Annotated in this window: 13 protein-coding genes; 5 read left to right on the forward strand and 8 right to left on the reverse strand. The window is 41.2% G+C overall.

Going from position 1 to position 16,847, the window contains the following annotated elements; all coding sequences use genetic code 11:
• Positions 1-387: 387 nt before the first annotated feature.
• Complete coding sequence (locus LC586_RS24425; RefSeq protein ID WP_229487242.1) at positions 388-1,434, forward strand: PstS family phosphate ABC transporter substrate-binding protein; 1,047 nt, start codon at positions 388-390, stop codon at positions 1,432-1,434.
• A gap of 79 nt (positions 1,435-1,513) precedes the next feature.
• On the opposite strand, the gene LC586_RS24430 is transcribed toward LC586_RS24425, so the two are convergent.
• Complete coding sequence (locus tag LC586_RS24430; RefSeq protein ID WP_100901811.1) at positions 1,514-2,233, reverse strand: Crp/Fnr family transcriptional regulator; 720 nt, start codon at positions 2,231-2,233, stop codon at positions 1,514-1,516.
• A gap of 525 nt (positions 2,234-2,758) precedes the next feature.
• Between LC586_RS24430 and LC586_RS24435 the strand changes: the two genes are divergently transcribed.
• Complete coding sequence (locus LC586_RS24435) at positions 2,759-3,451, forward strand: DALR anticodon-binding domain-containing protein (RefSeq protein WP_306423288.1); 693 nt, start codon at positions 2,759-2,761, stop codon at positions 3,449-3,451.
• Positions 3,452-3,630: 179 nt separating this feature from the next.
• Here the strand turns inward: LC586_RS24435 and LC586_RS24440 are convergent, their stop codons facing one another.
• Both LC586_RS24440 and LC586_RS24445 read right to left on the reverse strand, forming a co-directional pair.
• On the reverse strand, positions 3,631-4,500 hold the full coding sequence (locus LC586_RS24440) for a Cof-type HAD-IIB family hydrolase (protein ID WP_229487244.1): 870 nt from the start codon (positions 4,498-4,500) through the stop codon (positions 3,631-3,633).
• 329 nt (positions 4,501-4,829) lie between these two features.
• A complete protein-coding gene (locus tag LC586_RS24445) occupies positions 4,830-5,537 on the reverse strand; it encodes a choice-of-anchor E domain-containing protein (RefSeq protein WP_229487245.1) in 708 nt (235 codons plus the stop codon).
• Between the two features lie 425 nt (positions 5,538-5,962).
• Between LC586_RS24445 and polA the strand changes: the two genes are divergently transcribed.
• Positions 5,963-8,902 (forward strand): DNA polymerase I, encoded by a 2,940-nt coding sequence (gene polA / locus LC586_RS24450; protein WP_229487246.1) that lies wholly within the window; start codon positions 5,963-5,965, stop codon positions 8,900-8,902.
• Between the two features lie 269 nt (positions 8,903-9,171).
• Here the strand turns inward: polA and psb27 are convergent, their stop codons facing one another.
• Complete coding sequence (gene psb27 / locus LC586_RS24455; protein ID WP_229487247.1) at positions 9,172-9,576, reverse strand: photosystem II protein Psb27; 405 nt, start codon at positions 9,574-9,576, stop codon at positions 9,172-9,174.
• Positions 9,577-9,633: 57 nt separating this feature from the next.
• Between psb27 and LC586_RS40810 the strand changes: the two genes are divergently transcribed.
• Positions 9,634-9,765, forward strand: a complete 132-nt coding sequence (locus LC586_RS40810; protein ID WP_267921723.1) for a hypothetical protein — start codon at positions 9,634-9,636, stop codon at positions 9,763-9,765.
• On the opposite strand, the gene cofH is transcribed toward LC586_RS40810, so the two are convergent.
• From cofH to LC586_RS24475, 4 genes are all read right to left on the reverse strand, one after another.
• Complete coding sequence (cofH, locus tag LC586_RS24460; RefSeq protein WP_438822931.1) at positions 9,762-10,907, reverse strand: 7,8-didemethyl-8-hydroxy-5-deazariboflavin synthase subunit CofH; 1,146 nt, start codon at positions 10,905-10,907, stop codon at positions 9,762-9,764. The two genes, LC586_RS40810 and cofH, sit on opposite strands and share 4 nt — an antisense overlap.
• A gap of 104 nt (positions 10,908-11,011) precedes the next feature.
• Positions 11,012-12,613 (reverse strand): glycosyltransferase family 39 protein, encoded by a 1,602-nt coding sequence (locus LC586_RS24465; RefSeq protein ID WP_229487248.1) that lies wholly within the window; start codon positions 12,611-12,613, stop codon positions 11,012-11,014.
• A 577-nt stretch (positions 12,614-13,190) separates the two neighbouring features.
• Positions 13,191-14,360: a hypothetical protein gene (locus LC586_RS24470; protein ID WP_229487249.1), complete on the reverse strand. Its 1,170-nt coding sequence runs from the start codon at positions 14,358-14,360 to the stop codon at positions 13,191-13,193.
• 307 nt (positions 14,361-14,667) lie between these two features.
• The gene (locus LC586_RS24475) at positions 14,668-14,859 is read right to left on the reverse strand and encodes a CbtB domain-containing protein (protein WP_229487250.1); all 192 of its coding nucleotides are present in this window, start codon (positions 14,857-14,859) and stop codon (positions 14,668-14,670) included.
• 827 nt (positions 14,860-15,686) lie between these two features.
• Here LC586_RS24475 and LC586_RS24480 point away from each other — a divergent pair.
• Positions 15,687-16,712: a multicopper oxidase domain-containing protein gene (locus LC586_RS24480; protein ID WP_229487251.1), complete on the forward strand. Its 1,026-nt coding sequence runs from the start codon at positions 15,687-15,689 to the stop codon at positions 16,710-16,712.
• Positions 16,713-16,847: the final 135 nt, after the last annotated feature.

The raw sequence follows: 16,847 nt of genomic DNA on the forward strand, positions 1-16,847 counted from the left end.
AACCTAAAAAAACTCTCAACATGAGAAATTGAGTTTTATGGGCAAAAATCTTAGTGTCAACTAGTAGTGTGTCAAGCTAGTTTTGATGGTTTGTAGTAAGCACTTTAGTGCTTAGAAAATTAGGACTAAAGTCCTGACTACGAACTTGCTTACCCATCAATTTAAACTTGACAGACTACTAGCAACTTCTCTTCACAAACACTCAAGCCTTGAGAAAAGAGACGAATAATCCAGGTGAAATTATTATACCTTCGCTTCTAAAGTAGTCAGAAGTTAGGATTTGTCAGAATTCGCCAACAAAACCCCCGTCCTCCAAATACAATCTCAAGTAGCAAGCACCTATCAAGTCAAGCACTTATATTGAATGGACGCGCGGGTAATTATACTATGTCCCAAAAAAATGAAACAACTATTCTTGTATTATCCATCCTAATCACCGTCGGGCTAATAGCTGGCGGTTTTTGGTGGTTTACTAAAAAGTCTGGTGTTAACCTAAATACAATTAATTCTGCTAACACCAAAACGCCCCAAGCTGCATCAGAACAGCCTAGTGGCAATACTTTCACTTCAGTACAGGATGTTCCTACAGGATTATTCAATTACGGTGGCAGTACATCTTGGGCACCGATTCGGCTGGTAGTTGATCCAGCAATTCAAGCGGCGCGGCCAGAACTTCGGCTGCGCTATGTAGAACCTAGTAATGCATCTCCTGGTTCTGGTACTGGCATTCAATCTCTAATAGACGGTCAACTAGCCTTTGCCCAGTCCTCTCGACCAGTTCTAGATCCAGAGTTAAGCCGTGCCCAGCAGCGTGGGTTCACTTTAAAACAAATTCCTGTGGCAATTGATGGTTTAGCAGTCGCAGTTAACCCCAACCTGAATATCTCAGGACTAACGGTAGACCAGTTAAAGTCAATTTACACAGGCAAAATCAATAATTGGAGCCAGGTGGGTGGCCCCAATATCCCGATTAAGCCCTATTCCCGCCGCATTGCTGATGGCGGTACGGTCGAACTTTTTCTGCAAGATATCTTGGGTGGTCAACCTTTTAGTTCCAATGTGGAATTTATCTCCACAACCACCCAAGCCTTGCAAAAATTGGCTGGTAGTCCTGGTAGCATCTACTACGCTTCTGCCCCAGAGGTGATTCCTCAATGCTCAATCAAAGCCTTGCCGTTGGGGCGAACGCAAGGGCAATACATTGCTCCATACCAAGAACCATCTGTCCTCCCGTCCGAATGTCCTGGTAAACGAAACAAATTGAACATTGAGGCTTTCCAATCAGGAAAATACCCGATTACCCGCAATCTGTTTGTGGTGGTCAAACAGAATGGTCAGACTGAGCAGCAAGCAGGTGTCGCTTACGCCAACTTACTGCTGACTGAGCAGGGACAGGAACTGATTAGCCAAGCTGGGTTTGTCAAAATTCGCTGACTCTTGCGATCGTCTCCGGCGGGGCGTAGCCCATCGCACTCAAGACAGAGTGGCGGAAATCGCCGCTCTGAACTGTGCTTTAACCAGCTCTATTAATCGACTCTGCTGGCAAGCAAATGAGATTATCGCCTTGAGTCAGGATTAAGCCACGTTGACGCAGCTTACCCATCAAGCGGGTGACGGTAACACGAGTGGAACCAATCGCACTACCAATTTGGGCATGGGTAAGGGGGAAGGGCAGACAATAACCGCGAATCACATCAGGATCAGTGTCGCTCATTGCTGGCTCTCCATATTCCTCAATTAACAATGTGAGAAATCCTAAGAGTCGGTCAATTGTGCGGCGTTGTCCCAAGGCACTCAGCCACAGTAGCTTACGCTGGTGCTGATACCTAAAGGCATCCATAACTTCGCGCCGGAAGTGAGGCCAGTTGTCTAAATCGTGCCAGTACATCCACAACACCGCAGTTTGGTCAACATGGGCGTAAGACTGGAGTGTAAATGGTGATTGAGCAACAATTTCAAATGGCTGTCCCGCTCCCACAAAACCCAAGAACGCTTCTTCTGGGGTTCTGTTAATTCGTCGAGACGTTAGCTGGCTGGCAGTCGCACTAACTTGGGCGGTTCCTACCATACGGATCGCACCCCTTTGCACCAAATATAGCAATCCAGGCCGGGCTGGAATGCGCTCATCTTTGCTAAAGGTACGGCAGCGATAGTGTTCTTGAGCCCAGTCAAGAATGCGTTGCCAAGTTAAAAAAGGCCGTGATGCCTCAGAAAAGGAGGATGGAGATTGCATAGGTAACAAAGAGCGTTCGGCTGAAGACAAAGACGTAAATAAAAGGGTGCAAGGAGTGTCTTTGTGTTGGCGAGGCAGGCTTAACGCCTAACAGCGCCAGCCAATACAAAGAATAGAAAGCAAATTACTCTCTACTCTTTTGTTATACTTCCTACTGTACAATGATGGTAGTAAAGTTTACTTACTATTCATCGATTATTCATCAAATTTTATCCTCTTCTCATTTTTCTTTATCTAAATTAAATTTATACCGCAAGATAGATGACAGAAAAGTAACAAATATATCTTACATGATGATTTAAATAATATTACGTGCATTATAAATTACAAGTTAGCAACTATACGTCAATCAAACAGTTAGTGTACAGTTATTTAATAAAATCACTAAGCATTAATACTTATAAAGCGGAAAATAGGTGCATAAAAAATGAAAAAATTCATCTACATAAAGGTAGAGATGATCATATAATTTTATACACCTCAAATGTGTCTCTGGGACTATCAAAATCTCAGAATCGAAAAGCGATGGAGCTTGCCAGTGCGATCGCCTCAGATATATCAGGGATTTGTGGCGACGTTTTTAGCATCCAAATAGTTCCCCCTGGTTTGATACATTTTGAATTAACTCACTCAACCTTAGCGACTTGGTTACAAAGTCTCGTAGAGGGGAGTGGGGGAGATGAGGGAGCAGGGGAGGCAGGGGAGGATGAGGGAGACAAGGCGAATAACCAATGCCCAATGCCCAATGCCCAATGCCCAATGCCCAATTTGTTTACTGTTCAATATGCCCATGCACGCTGCTGTTCGCTAGTGCTTCTGGCTCATCGAGAGGGATTAATTAAACTTAGAGAACCAGTTCCAAATACTAGTCCAGCTTTTTGGAGTGTTATCTCTCCTAACCCTTTACCTTGGCTTAATTGTGACGGAACACTGCGGCTAAATCACCCAGATGAGCGTCGTCTAATTGGTGAGTTAATACAAGTGGTAGACAACATAGAGTGCGCTGATGTTAAGGGTTCTGTGAAATGGAAAAAAGTAGCGCTGAGTTTGAGCCAAGCTTTTGAAAAGTTTTGGTCTAATTGCCGGATTTGGGGTGAGGTGAAAACTACCTCACCAGAGTTAGCCCAAGCCAGACTCGGATTGCTTATGGCTACTGGGTCAGTATTAAGATTTGTGCTAGAGGAAAACTTGGGTGTTTTTGCGCCCTTGGAGTTATAAATCGGTAATGTTGCTTAGGCAAAAATAAAAACTTTTATATATCTATTGACTCAATGCATCACCTCAGCTACATTAACAGGTGTGTGAGGAGCGAACCAGCTAGGACACCGAGACGAAACACGGCCAGTCGTCGGTGTCCTTTCTGATTTATATGGGTTGGGTTTGAAAAAGTGCCCTCATTACAGCAAAAACTTTTCAATTGCTACTGCTGCTCCGTCTTGCTCTACGCTAGGAGCTACCCACTGTGCGATCGCTTGCACTCCTGCTGGTGCGTTGCCCATAGCTACGCCAAGTCCAACATACTCCAGCATTTCCACATCATTGAAGTTATCGCCAATCGCCATGACGTTGGCCAACTGTAATCCCAGTAATTCTTCGGCTAGGTAACGCACAGCAGTTCCCTTATTCACAGAGGCGTTAGTTGCTTCAAAGAAGGTAGCAACAGATGTTGTGAGATAAAGTTCAGCAGGTGTGTACTGACGGCGCAAATTTCCCAATAGCTTGTCGATCACATCAGTGTCATCACACAAAGCGAGAATTTTTGTTGGTTCATTCGTTAAGGCTTGGCGCAAATCACCCACAGGAATCGGGGTAATATCAGAACGTTCTGCATAAATTTTGGTTTCTCTGGTTAATTCACGGACGTATAGTTGATCATTGATGTAGAAGTGGACAGATAGGAGCGATCGCAACTCAGGCTGTTCAAAATAATCGAGTAACTGGTAGGCGATTTCCCTGGAAACAGCCCAATGGCGATGAATTTTTCGGGTGATCGGATCTTGAATCCAGGCTCCTTGATAGGCCATTAATGGTAGGGTAGAGCCGATATCTTGGTGAAAGCGCAAGGCTGAACGATACATCCTACCTGTAGCGATCGCCACTTGAATTCCTCGTGCTTGCGCTGCAACAATAGCTTGCTTTACAGGTTCGCTGATGGTGTTAGAGTGTCCGGCGATCGTGCCATCTATATCCAAAACTAATAGCTTAATGTCTTTTGCAACAGCCTGATTATCAGTCAATGCCAAATGTGTGGCAGATGCTTTCTGCATAATTTCCTAGATTTTAAGTTCCAGTAAGAGGTTAACAGGCTCTAGCAGCCTGTGGTGAGTAGTAGAAAAAATTGGGTTCTCTAGTCAACACAATTTTCCTACAGTGAGGATGCTTGATTAGGGGCATACAGTTGTACGCTTCTACACCCGATTCATTATGTTGCATGGATTTTTGAAAATGGAATAACACAATTAAATTGTTAAAAACTTTGGCTAATAGTCGCAACAAAAAAACCCGATTCTCGAAAAAATCGGGGATTTTCATTTAAATTAGATTAGATAGTCTCACTGATAGATAGTATGGAAAAAACCTACCTCTTCAATAAAGTTTATGAATTGGACACCTTGAGCCAGCTTTTTTTGCGTTGTGACAACAGACAAAGCCCAGCAATTAAACCAACTCCAAGTGTGGTGGAGGGTTCAGGTACTGATTTAGCCTCTTCATAGTCATAAGTTACTGTGATACTTGCTTTGGCATAAGTATCAATATAGGATCTCATATTGCCCGATCCTGTAACTAGTGAGTCGGCTATAGCTGAGAACAAAAAGTCTATATTGCCATTACCAATTAAAGACTGCAATAATTGCGTATCAGTGAAAGTCTGGATACCAGATTGTGTGGCAGTTAAGTTAGAAAGAGTCTTTCCAGATGTGCCACCATAATCAGTGATGTTATCGTATCTGGCAACTTGGTAACTGGAAGTATATTGTGGATTCAGTCCCAATAATAACTGATTATTTAGTTGTAAGCTCAATTGACTGCCAAGATTTACTGTGGCTTTACTTTGGGTTGGACTTCTATTTTCAAAACCTGCATTACCAAGTATGTCACCAGTAAATTCTATCTTTACACCTTGGAGTGTGCCGAGAGATGAGTTAAATTTTTGAATGCTCAAAGGTGCATCAATGATATCTGTAAACTCGTAATTAGTGGAACTAGTGTACGAGAGAGAAGCTGCATTAGCTACTCCAGAAGTTGCAACAATTCCTGCCAAAGTTGCGGCAGCAGCTAGAGTGTTGAATAGTTTTGTTGTCATGATGGAAGATGCTTTTCTGAAACGAATTATTACAGGATTGCTAACTTATTTTTAACTCTGAAATTTGGGTTATAGGCTGGATAAATACACGTAAACTAGTGTAAATTTTCCATGTTCAAATTCTTCGATAAATATACCTTTGTGTGGGTTTATATAAAGTTTTGTTAAGGTGAAGAAGCTTTGTAGGCTTTATATAAGGGTAATTATGTGGCGAATGTTTCTTTCTACTGACGTACTTATGCCTGCCAAAAGTTGGTTCTACTCGGCTTCCGTACTAAAGCTGCAAATGCGTAGACGTTATGTAGTTTATAATTATACTTGTGAAGAATTGCTACGTAAAAACTGCGCTATTATCGCCAAAGCCAAACTGCATTAGCATCTGAAATTGCTAACTATGTGACAAAGCTTCTGGCTAAAATAGGGCTATGTCTGAAATCACTTCTGTAACTGCAACACGCCCCACGTTCATCCTCGTAGATGGACACTCCCTGGCTTATCGTTCATACTTTGCTTTCGCCAAAGGGCGAGATGGAGGACTGCGTACCAAAACGGGGATTCCTACCAGTATATGTTTTGGTTTTGTTAAGTGCCTGCTGGAGGTAATGGCAACACAACAGCCCCAAGCAATGGCGATCGCTTTTGATTTGGGTGAGGCCACTTTTCGCCACGAAGCTGACGATACTTATAAAGCTGATCGCAAAGAAACGCCAGAAGACTTCATTCCCGACTTAGCAAACCTGCATGAGTTGCTCAATGGCTTCAATCTACCAATTTTCACTGCCCCTGGTTACGAGGCAGATGATGTTTTGGGAACCTTAGCACAGCAAGTAACTGCTGCTGGGTATAGGGTGAAGATTCTCACTGGCGATCGCGATTTATTTCAATTGATCGACTCTGACAAAGAAATCACTGTTCTGAATTTTAGTCCAGATGCCCTAAAACGCTCTACAAATAGCATCACGGAATTTGAAGCAGAACAAGTCAAAGAGAAGATGGGCGTTTTACCTTCACAAATTGTCGATTTTAAAGCTCTTTGTGGTGATAAATCAGATAATATTCCTGGTGTCAAGGGAATTGGCGAAAAGACAGCAGTGCAGCTGTTAAATACTTATGGTTCACTTGATAATATTTATGCTGCCTTAGATGAAATTAAAGGCGCAACTCAGAAAAAACTGGCAACGGGTAAAGAAGATGCTGAAAAGTCTCGCTATTTGGCAACCATAGTTTTAGATGTTGCTATAGAATTTGATTTAGAAAATTGCAAGTTAAAAGGGTTTGATACAAACGTCTTATCACCAATTTTAGAAAAATTAGAATTCAAGTCTTTTTTAGGCAAAATCAACGACTTACAGCAACGTTTTGGTGGCAAATTTCAAGACAAACAAGAAGCCAAAACAGAGGCAATCAATCCCAATACTAACTCAGAATTAAGGGATGATGAAGATAATGATTTGTGGTTTTTCAGTGCTAGTGATACAGCCGCAGTTACACAACAATCTACTTCCCCAATTACACCACGCATCATCAACACTGAAGCAAAATTAACTGAGTTGGTGAAACTTTTGCAAAAATTCACTAACCCAGAAACTCCCGTTGCTTGGGACACTGAAACCACCGATTTAGAACCAAGAGATGCTGAGTTAGTAGGAATTGGTTGCTGTTGGGGAACGGAACCAGATGAAGTAGCTTATATTCCTGTGGGGCACAAAACTGGGGAAAATTTGCATAAAGATTTGGTGCTAGAAACTTTACGCCCAATTCTCGAAAGTGCTGATTATCCCAAAGCTCTGCAAAATGCCAAATTTGACCGCTTAGTTCTAAAGTGTCAAGGAATTAATTTGGCGGGAGTAGTGTTTGATCCCATGCTGGCAAGTTACATTCTAAATCCCGATTCAAGTCATAATTTGATGGATTTGTCGCAGCGATATTTGGGATTGATAGCAAAAAGTTATTTGGATTTAGTTCCTAAAGGCAAAACCATCGCTGATATAGATATTCCTGCCGTAGCAGATTACTGCGGTATGGATGCTTATTCTACCTTTGGCTTAGTGCCGAAATTGCGTGAAGAACTGGATAAAATTCCAACTTTGTCTAAGCTATTAGTGGAAGTGGAACAGCCACTAGAAGCGGTTTTAGCCGAAATGGAATACACGGGTGTCCGTATTAATTCGGCTTATTTACAAGAACTTTCGCAGCATTTAGAAACTGAGTTAGCCAGGTTGAAAGAGGAAGCAACTGAAATAGCTGGGGAAAATTTTAACTTGGGTTCTCCGAAGCAATTGAGCCAAATTTTGTTTGAAAAGTTGGGGTTAAGCACTAGACATTCTCGTAAAATTCAAACGGGCTTCTCTACAGATGCAGCAACGCTGGAAAGACTTCAAGAAGATGATAACACTGGATTTGTTGAGGCGATAATTGAGTATCGTACTCTATCTAAATTAAAGTCTACTTATGTTGATGCATTACCTGCATTGGTGCGTCCAGAGACACAGCGAGTGCATACTGATTTTAATCAAGCAGCAACATCAACTGGTAGGTTATCTTCTTCTAATCCGAATTTGCAAAATATCCCCATTCGTACAGCTTTTAGTCGCCAAATTCGGAAGGCGTTTTTGCCAGAATCGGGTTGGTTAATGGTGGCTGCTGATTACTCACAAATTGAATTGCGGATTTTGGCTCATTTGAGTCAAGAGCCGATATTAGTACAAGCATATCAGCAAAATGAAGATGTTCACACTGTTACGGCGCGGTTAGTGTTTGAAAAAGAAAATATAACCTCAGAAGAACGAGGGATAGCAAAAACTATCAATTTTGGCGTGATTTATGGAATGGGTTCTCTAAGGTTTTCGCGCTCAACTGGGATAGATAAGACCGTTGCCAATGAGTTCATTAAGCGGTTTAATGAACGGTATCCGAAAGTATTTGCATATTTGGAGCGAGTGAAAAAAGAAGCGATCGCTCTTGGTTATGTAGAAACTATTTTCGGTCGCCGTCGTTATTTTGACTTTACTAATAACAGTTTACGCAAATTAAAAGGCAGCAACCCAGAAGATATTGATCTGAGTAAATTGAAAAATTTGGGTGCTTATGATGCAGGTTTACTACGCTCTGCTGCTAATGCACCAATTCAAGGTTCCAATGCTGATATTATCAAAATTGCAATGGTGAGATTGCATGAGGTTTTGAAGAACTATCAGGCGCGTTTGTTGTTGCAAGTTCACGATGAATTAGTGTTTGAAATTCCCCCTCATGAATGGGAAGAATTACAACCACAAATTAAGTCGGTGATGGAAAACGCAGTCCAGTTGAGTGTGCCGTTGCTGGTGGATGCGCGTGTGGGTGAAAATTGGATGGAGACGAAGTAAGGGATTTCTAAAAAATAAATTATCTAAGAAGACGAACCACAGAGGCGCAGAGAGCGCAAAGAAAGGAAGATGAGAGAGGATTGTTGTATAAGATTTTTGGATGTTTTTTAATTTGGAAGTCCCTAAGTTGAACTTTGAGCAGACTTTTAGCTAGAAAAGTGTCAATCAGTTTAGTTGAAAATTTAAAACTCTGATTTATATCAAGTTGATAAAATAATCAAGAGTCAAAAGTATCGACTCTTGATGATGGAGTAGGCAATAGTTAAGAATTAACCGCCACGCTTCAGTGCTACTTCTACCTGCTGTAACTCCTTCTCTAAACGATTTTTGAGTTTTTCGGGTACGGCACGATTTGGGTAAGAACTGTAGTGTCCAGCCAGGGAGTTGAGGGCTGTTCGCATGGTTGTAAAGGAGCCAAGACCAGAAACAGAGTTAACTCGCTGATAGCGAGCTGAAAAGTCATTAATTTTTTGACGTGCTTCTGCTTGAACTGCTGCTTTTTCTGGTGAATCTTGTGATATATCCAGAGCTTGTCTCATAACATTGACCACAGCTAAGGTGTCTTGGCGATAATCCCCAGTCAAACTATCTGGACTGCCAGAACAGCCCATTAAGCCGATAGATACAACCAAAACCAGCGCAAGCAAACGCGACCAATAGCGCTTCATATGCATTAAGTAAAAGAATACGTAAATCAACGTCCATCGTATCTTGGATTGGTAACTTGGGGAATGGGGAGTGGGGAGTGGGGAGTGGGGAGTGGGGGAGCAGGGGAGGATGAGGGAGATGAGGGAGATGAGGGAGACAAGGCGAATAATCAATGCCCAATGCCCAATGCCCAATGCCCAATGACTAATGACTAATGACTAATGACTTTTTGATAAAAAGTATTGCGTTGTTGGTAAGGTCTTCCTAAAGAAGCGATCGCACCTTCCAAGGTTTCCACTTCCATACACGTACCACCCAAAGCACCTGCCATTGTGGTAATATGCTCCTCCATCAATGTGCCACCGATATCGTTACAACCCCAAACTAAGGCTTCCGTTGCACCTGCAAGCCCCAGTTTTACCCAACTCTGCTGATGGTTAGGAATCCAATTACCTAAGTAAATCCGCGCCACAGCGCCTAGCAGCAGTGCATCACTCAAAACTGGTTGATCGCGTCCGACACGGCGACGTAAGGGTTTGGGCGCTTCTTGCCCAACGAAGGGTAATAAAATAAACTCTGTGATCCTTGCTGGATATCCCTGATTAATGGCGGTTTTTTGGAGCGATCGCAATTTTTCTAAATGCCCGATTTGCTGTTCGTGGGTTTCAATATGTCCAGATAACATGGTGCTGGTGGTATGCAAGCCTAATTTGTGAGCGGTGCTGACAATTTCTAGCCAAGTGGCTGTGTTAATCTTCTCTGGACACAATATCCGCCTTACTTCATCGTCTAACACTTCAGCTGCTGTTCCCGGCATTGAGCCAACACCAGCATCGCGCAAAGCAGCAATGACATCAGCATACCCAAGTCCGTCAAGTCTGGCGATAAATTCCACTTCTTGGGGAGAAAAAGCATGTAAATGTATCTGGGGAAATTCCTGTTTGATGGTTTCTACAACCTTGAGATAATAGGGCAAAGATTTACCATTTATCTGTGCTTGTGGATTTAATCCGCCCTGCATACAGATTTCCGTCGCACCCCGTTGCACTGCATCTGTCGCTTTTTCCAAAATTTGCGCCGAATCTAACCAGTATGCACCAACATCACCATCATCTCGACGGAAAGCACAAAAACTACAGTGCTGCTCACAAATATTAGTAAAGTTGATATTACGATTAATTACATAAGTAACCGTATCGCCTGCTTGAGTGTGGCGGAGTGTATCGGATGTAGCACGTATAGCTGCGATCGCCTCCGGGTCAGTTTGTTGTAACAACACCACTCCCTCTTCGAGGGATAAGTCGTATCCCATCAAGGCACGGTCAAGAATTTTTTCAACAGTAATTTTTGTCAGCATTACTTTCTTAACTTCTGAGTAAATCTTAATTTTATGCTCTTGGAAATAATAAAATTCTACTTAATAAATACACCAAGCTCAGAAGAATCTCAGTCATATAAAATTTAGCTGCTTTTCTGTTCTAGCCGCCACAGCCTACTATACTGGAAAACCTCGACTAGTTTGTATTTATTCTCAAGCTCATATCTCAATTCTTTAGAAGGATTATAAAAAAATACCTCACTGAAACTGTCAGGAATATTTGGCATACTTGGTTCAATTACCAATTGCATCTGCACTTGAGTATCTAACAGATTAATTAGAGACATTATATCCCCAATATTTAGAGAATAATTACTACTAATTAATAGTGGCTTATTAGCTTTATTGATGATGCGAGCTATTTGAGGATTGGCATGGCTGCTTTTATTCCACCATGTCTCGGCTTGAGAACTGACGGCACAAGATACAACTCCACTGGAAATTACTACTACCATTACTAATTGCCAAAATTTGCGGGCTATTAACTTAGAAGAAATAATTTGACCCGCCAGCAAGTAAGCAACAGCTAGCTGAACGCCTACATAAGACGGAATGACATATCTAGCTCGCAGGCTGACCTTACCTCCAATAATCAAATCAGGCAATATGAGAGCTAAAGCAGGTACTCCACTTAAGATAAAAACAAATAACCAAACTCGTGTTCCTGCTTGACGATAAAGAAATAAGAATGAGTATATTACCAAGATTAGTAGTAAGGGAATTAAAAATCGACCCCAGCGCAAAACTGGCAAATTCAAATCTGGAAAAAATGGTTCGTAGCGCCAAAAATCAGCAAATAAATAGCTAATATTGCTAATCCAACCAGAAACCAAAGCTGACACAGATTGCCTGGCTTGAGCGCTGGTTGTTGTGCGGTGAATTTCAGACAAGCTATTAATAACAGTTAAAATCCAAGGAACGAAAGCTAAAAACCCGACACTAGTTGCTATTAGATAAGCTTTAACCGTTTTGGTGAATCGAAAGCTTTCAATGGCAAATACATAAATAGCGTGGGCGATCGCTACCAACGCAGAAAACAAAAAGGTGTACAATCCTAGTGCCACTGTTACTGCATAAATCCCCCAAAGGTGCTTGCTACCCAGTCTTATTGCTCGCAGCAGTACAGCACTCCCTAGCAAAGTAGTCACCATCCACAAACTCAACTCCCTTGCCTCTTGGGCGTACAGCACATTGAAGGGCGAGACTGTTAGAAAAGCTACGCTTATCCATGCTGTTATGGGTGACTGAAATAATTCTAAGCACAGCCAATAAATGCAAGGAAAGGCTATTAAGCTAATTATGGCTGACAAGCTTCTCGTAGTCGCTACTGAATTGCCAAAAAACTGCATCCATAATCTAAGCATCACGTAATAAAGTGGAGGATGCTGGGCATCTTCCACCGCCAAAGAGTTGATTGTATTGATTAAACCTTTTTCAGAATTAGGCTGTTGATATTTTTGTATATCTCCAACAGCAAACACACGCCCATTAAACACTTGCTGAACAAATTCTGTCTTAGTGTAACCAGAAATTCTTAATGAGGTATAAGCTTCATCATGCCAGTAGACTTTTCGATCTAGATAGGCGAAGCGAAAAAATATCCCTAATATTAACAAAATAATAATTAAAAATCGTAGCCCAATAGGAGGAAAATATTTCGCAATTAATGATTGTCTGTTTATCATAGATATTTAACTATACCGTAGATTGAGGTTTCATGAAGTCAAGTAACAGAGTTTATAAAGCAGTTGTTTAGATGTTTAGAATTAATCAATTCCAAAACCGTTGCAATCATATAGATCAGCTTTTAATTAAAAATAATATAGCAATTAAGGGAGTTTGTAGTAAGGGACAAAGCCGCTTACTACAAGCCAATCCAATTTATTTGACATTGCGTAATGTAGTTTGATTTCTTCTTACCCATTTATATCATGTCCGCTTGATTGCTTATTAAACCCGAAGAACCCCACCCCGACAATCGTCGCTTTGTCTCCCCTCCCCGCTCTTCGGGAGGGGTTGGGGGTGGGGTTATTTTATTATGGGTAATTATCCGAACTTGATATAATGACTGTGGTTAGTATAACTAATTATGCGGACATGATATTACTTAATGCATATTGTTATATTGGCTGCAATTCTCACTAAAAGACTGATACAGCAGAATTCAGAATTGAGAATACAGAATTCAGGAGTAAAACACGCTTTATACCTGGATAACAGACTTAGCTTGTGTACCTCACCAACTTGAAATCTGCTGTATTACTAATTTCCCCCTGCTTGTGGTGTTCGTCGGTGCTGTATTAACAATCCAATCGCCATACCAATGCCGACAAAGGCTGTAAAGTAGAATAAACCAATCAATCGGATATAAATTGGTGGTGCGATCGCTTCAACTTCAACTTCTTGTGCTACCTTCATTGGTGCAAATTGACGGCTAGATCCTGGTAGAGGAGTTGCTTCCACCTCGATTTTGTGGGGTGAACCATCAAAAAATTGTTCTAGCCATGTTAACTTCCCTTGTTCGTCGGGAATACCTTTGTAGTCAAAGACTGTTAAATTATGTTCTGTGGCGATCGCTTTCACCTGCAACGCTACATCCCTGATAGGTTGTGCGGTTGCGCTATCTTTCACTTGTAGCGCTAAATTCGCAAGTTTTCCTACAGTTGCGTTTTTATCTCCCTCAAGGTTAATTTCCAATCCCTGAGATTTTTGAGATGATGGTGCGATAGCTTCGGTACTAGTTGAGTGGTGTTCGCTGCCATGAGCTTCGGCAACTTCTGCACTAATGTTGATAACTAATAGGGTTACTATAGCCACCACTGTTAATGCACTTAATAAAAGGCGGACTGACTGTGGTGCAATTTCTCCTTGTTGTAGTTCTTCTTGTCCGCCAATAACCCAACCACCCAATAATCCAAGTGATAGTAAAATAGCTGCAATAACAACAAAATATTTATATTTAATTGGATTTTCCCGGACATTCAGATTTAAAGTTTGCTGATATGGAGCAAAAGCATTTGCTACCAAAGGTGACACATTCACCCGCAATTGATAATTACCACGGATGGGTAACATCTGCTGAATTTCTAGCTTACCATCAGGTGCAGCGGCATCCATTTGCAGCAATTTTGTTCCCTCAACAATGGGGAAATCTGTTGTTAACCAAGGATTCCGATTAGGCGTCAGAATTTGTAAGCTAATTTTGGTATTTTCTAACGATTTACCCGCAGCATCAACAGCTTGTAACGTCAGGGTAACGGGAGATTGTGGTTTTTCTGCCTCTGCTTCAAAGGGGAGAATACGTTCTAAAGGTGGATTGGTGGAGAGTAGCACTCTAGATGTAGGAATTTGGGAACTTCCCACAAAGGAAAAAAGAACTGATAAAGTGACGCAAACAGCGCTGATAACTCCAAAAAATCGATATTTTTTCATAAAAACTTACGGTAAAGGTGAAACTAATGCACTTTTTGCAACTTAAACCTTAATAACAGTGGATGAGAATTACTTCAGATTATTACTAAGTAAAATAATTCCAGTCAAAGAATTAGTCATAAATCAGACATCATCTTAAATAAAGTTCAGGTGATGTAGAGATGTCAAAGAAACCATCTCTACAAAACCTAAAAGTTATATCCAAGCAAAAACACTGGCATGAAATCCGCGCTATTTTAGCGTCATAACTTTGTTATGTTACCTAGCAAAGCTTCATGCACCTAAAAAATCTTGGGATTATGATAATTTAGTGACATGGAACGCCTAATGTGTGGTGACGCGCTGAGTGTGCTGTGTTATGAGCCGCAGGATAGGTAGAGAACAACACAGTCCAGATAACTAAAGAAGATAGCAGCATATAGAGTGTTACCTGCATCGGCTTGGATAAAGTAATACCTGCGGTCTTCTGAAATACTGAAATATGAGAAAAAGTAGTCATTTTTGAACTCCTATAATAAATTTGGGTAATTCATCAATCAAAGGGAATTATGCTGCTTGATTGCAAAAAGATATACGATCAACTTTGTCTTTGACAAGTGTGTATCAAATGTATTGAGTAATTGGGCTTTAGTGAATACTATACTATCCTTTGAAGATCGGCTCATCATGAAGCATAAATCTCCACATAAAGTCCATACAAATAACAAAAGAATGACACATGGATTTGAATGACGGCATTTTCAAAGCTGATAACACGAAGGTAACAGATTAAATAATTCGTAATTCGTAATGACGCTCGTTCCGACGCTCGTTCCTCGCTAACGCTGCGCTATCGCTTTGCGCGTCGCTAACGTAATTCGTAATTAAGTTTTGTAATGGGGACTTAAACCCACGGAACTAGTTAAAATTTAAAATTGGTCATGTTGCCAAGCATCCAAAATTCCTTGAAATGCAATTTATGTTATCTCTAAGCCAATTAAATACGCCACAGATTAGCAACAGTTATTATATTAAAGGTGCAATTATACTCATTGTTTGTACTTAAAATACTGCTGAAGCAATAAGCATATCAGGAATAGGCATGAAACAGTTAGTTTTCTTTAAATATGATTTATACATAAAGCAAACGTATAAATACTGTTAAAATTAAAAAAAATTGGCTATACTTTTCAGGGACTGATTCTAGCTTTCTCTAGATTTAGCAACTTAACTAGCTGTTTTGAGGCGCTATAAAATTATTGACAATAATTATTAATTCCTCTAATATTTAAAAGCAATTGAAAATCTTTTGCAATTCTTTTTTGGCGCTAACCGTAACAAAATGTCATGCCCAACAACTTCGCTCTAGGTAACGGAAAACCTTGGAGCCGCCGTCAATTATTGCAGCTGGGACTAGCAGGTGCTGGAGTGACTGGTGCAGCTGGACTTTGGCAGATGCTAAATCTACAAAGTAAGTCAATGGTCAAAGTGCCACCATTCAATAGGTCAGCACCAGACGACGTTACTAACCCGATGAAGATGTTAAGGGATTTTGACTATGGGACGGTAAAGCAAGAAAATGGGCGGACTATCCGGGAATTTCAGTTAACTGCGGGTACTTCCATAATAAAACTCAATAGTGCTGTCTCTTACAACATCTGGGATTTAAACGGTCGCATACCAGGGCCAACGCTACGGGCAAAACAGGGCGATCGCATCCGGGTACTATTTCTCAACAAGGCGGGACATTCTCACTCTTTACATTTTCATGGCGTTCATCCGGCGGAAATGGATGGTGTTCGCCCAATCAGCAATGGTAGTGCCACAATTTATGAATTTGATGCTGAACCTTATGGCGTTCACTTATACCACTGCCATATTGAACCAGTCACCCGCCACATTGCCAAGGGACTGTACGGCATGTTCATCATCGATCCACCTACTCCCCGTCCGCCGGCTGATGAAATCGTACTGGTGATGGGTGGATATGACGTGAATGATGATAGCCATAATGATTATTACGCCTTCAACGGTCTGCCCCACTATTACATGCATAACCCGATTCGCATTTACAAAGATCAGTTGATTCGGCTGTATGTTCTCAACATCATTGAATACGATCCGGCGGTGACGTTTCATCTCCATGCCAACTTTTTTGATGTCTATCGCAATGGCATGAGTATGACTCCTAGCGAGAAAACTGATGTGATTACGATGGGTGTCGCAGAAAGGCACATCTTGGAATTTGCTTTTCGCTACCCAGGTAAGTATATGTTCCATCCCCATCAGGATGCGATCGCAGAAAACGGTTGCATGGGTCAATTTGAAGTACTTGCCCAGAGTAGCTCTCAAAATTCTGTTAATAAGTCCTGACAATATTATTAGTAATTCCTAATTAATTTATTAAAGTTTTAGGTAAATAGTTGATAAAAAATCTCATTACATGAGACAGTAAAATCTATGACAATGTGTCAAACAAACTAGCTTCTAGTAGTAGTTTGAAATGTT

This window comes from Nostoc favosum CHAB5714, from assembly GCF_020829495.1.
Lineage (GTDB): Bacteria > Cyanobacteriota > Cyanobacteriia > Cyanobacteriales > Nostocaceae > Nostoc > Nostoc favosum.

What these genes read in the sequence shown, in the direction of transcription:
- LC586_RS24425 (WP_229487242.1), top strand. Translation starts at nt 388, where the DNA reads ATGTCCCAAAAAAATGAAACAACTATTCTTGTATTATCCATCCTAATC.
- LC586_RS24430 (WP_100901811.1), bottom strand. Translation starts at nt 2,233, where the DNA reads ATGCAATCTCCATCCTCCTTTTCTGAGGCATCACGGCCTTTTTTAACT.
- LC586_RS24435 (WP_306423288.1), top strand. Translation starts at nt 2,759, where the DNA reads ATGGAGCTTGCCAGTGCGATCGCCTCAGATATATCAGGGATTTGTGGC.
- LC586_RS24440 (WP_229487244.1), bottom strand. Translation starts at nt 4,500, where the DNA reads ATGCAGAAAGCATCTGCCACACATTTGGCATTGACTGATAATCAGGCT.
- LC586_RS24445 (WP_229487245.1), bottom strand. Translation starts at nt 5,537, where the DNA reads ATGACAACAAAACTATTCAACACTCTAGCTGCTGCCGCAACTTTGGCA.
- polA (WP_229487246.1), top strand. Translation starts at nt 5,963, where the DNA reads ATGTCTGAAATCACTTCTGTAACTGCAACACGCCCCACGTTCATCCTC.
- psb27 (WP_229487247.1), bottom strand. Translation starts at nt 9,576, where the DNA reads ATGCATATGAAGCGCTATTGGTCGCGTTTGCTTGCGCTGGTTTTGGTT.
- LC586_RS40810 (WP_267921723.1), top strand. Translation starts at nt 9,634, where the DNA reads ATGGGGAGTGGGGAGTGGGGAGTGGGGAGTGGGGGAGCAGGGGAGGAT.
- cofH (WP_438822931.1), bottom strand. Translation starts at nt 10,907, where the DNA reads ATGCTGACAAAAATTACTGTTGAAAAAATTCTTGACCGTGCCTTGATG.
- LC586_RS24465 (WP_229487248.1), bottom strand. Translation starts at nt 12,613, where the DNA reads ATGATAAACAGACAATCATTAATTGCGAAATATTTTCCTCCTATTGGG.
- LC586_RS24470 (WP_229487249.1), bottom strand. Translation starts at nt 14,360, where the DNA reads ATGAAAAAATATCGATTTTTTGGAGTTATCAGCGCTGTTTGCGTCACT.
- LC586_RS24475 (WP_229487250.1), bottom strand. Translation starts at nt 14,859, where the DNA reads ATGACTACTTTTTCTCATATTTCAGTATTTCAGAAGACCGCAGGTATT.
- LC586_RS24480 (WP_229487251.1), top strand. Translation starts at nt 15,687, where the DNA reads ATGCCCAACAACTTCGCTCTAGGTAACGGAAAACCTTGGAGCCGCCGT.